Below are 1,513 nucleotides of genomic sequence, written 5' to 3' on the forward strand. Positions count from 1 at the left end.
GTAGGCCGTCAGCTCTTTCAGGTGCTTACGGGTGATATTGCCTTGATAGCGATCACCTAAGCCATAGATGACGGTCGGGTCCGTTTGTAGACGCATTCCCTTAATCAGCCGCCTATTAAATACACCTGCGATTTCAGTTCGCTCATGTGCTGCTCCCGTTTCTTTTTCCACAATCGAAGCCAAGGTAAGCGCTTCATACGAGCCCTTCAATACGGTACTTTTATCTCTAGCCTGCCATTCTTCTTGCAAAATGTTCTGCAAACGCTGATGAGCACGCTTTAGGATTGATAGATCCGTATCGCCTTTATGGTACGCATAAGTATCAGGATAGAACTGCCCTTCCAGGTGCTTTATATCGTTCTTAGAGTTCAATGCCTGGATAAGTTCATCATCGCTCTTCCCTTCCAAGGTTTTACTTAGCTTCTCTTGAAGCGCCAGGGTCTTTAAGGCATCTCTGTAGCTCGTTCCTTCGATAAACTGAACCTGGTAACGAATCTGGTTATTGGATGTCAGCCACTCAAAAATAGCAGGAAGCGTCATAGGCCCTTGTAGACTGAACTCACCTGCTTTAATTTTACTAGCAAGCTTATTTTGCTTTGCGTAGACCTTTGCGACCCAGGGGTTAATGTCAGCCCCTTTTTCAATCAAGTTCCTCAACACTGAGTTGAAGCTACTGCCTTTGGGTATTTCTATTTCGAGAACGTCTCGTGGAAAGGCTATTGCTCGCTCTAATTCAGATTGATAATAACGATATATACCGGCACTGAGCATCAGCACAAAAATAATAAGCAGCAGAATAAAACGAGCGATAAAAGAGCGATTTGCAGGCACGATAGTTAATGTCGAAAAAGGTTATTTAATATGAAAAGCTAGTCTTCAAATGAGACTGAATGATTCCACAATTTTTATGTATTGCATAGCGCTTACCAGCAAATTCTTTCACTGGCCAAAGACCAAAGACACTATTGATAACAGCTAAACCGTCTGCAGACTTTGAGTCCTCGATACTAATTTCCGCTTCACGAAGCGCTAGCCCTGTTAAAGCAGCGTTATCGAGTAGATATTGACGTAAAGTACCCGCCACACCGGCACCCGATATATTCGGAGTAATAATATCTTTGCCTGTGAAAATGAGTAGATTGCTTTTAGTGCCTTCTACCACATTATTCTTGTAGTCCAACATCAAGCCTTCTTCATACCCTGACTTAGCCAAATCCTTTGAAGCAAGCACCTGATCTAGACGATTGAGGTGTTTTATCCCTGCCAGAACTGGCTGATGCGAGAGCTTATGGTCACATAAATGGAGAGTAATTCCCTGGGCGGAGTTTGTCTCGGGAAATTCGGGAGACTCAAAGACTTGTGTGATAAAGTTTAGTTCCGGCTCATCGGGTGGCGCATAACCTCGACCACCTTGTCCACGCGTAAGAATCACTTTGATTATCGCTCGCTTAAGGTGAGCGGCTTTAGTCAGGTCTTTCAAAGCCAAGCCAACATAACGCTCAAACTTACCAGC

The 1,513-nt window shown here is 44.1% G+C and carries 2 protein-coding genes; both read right to left on the reverse strand.

Translation table 11 applies throughout. The features are described from left to right. The coding region (gene mltG / locus A3729_RS15080) for an endolytic transglycosylase MltG (protein ID WP_068634028.1) at nt 1-831 on the reverse strand (831 nt) is incomplete at its 3' end. 25 nt (nt 832-856) lie between these two features. Beyond that, the coding region (gene pabC / locus A3729_RS15085) for an aminodeoxychorismate lyase (protein ID WP_068634029.1) at nt 857-1,513 on the reverse strand (657 nt) is incomplete at its 5' end.

The organism is Oleiphilus sp. HI0043, assembly GCF_001634935.1.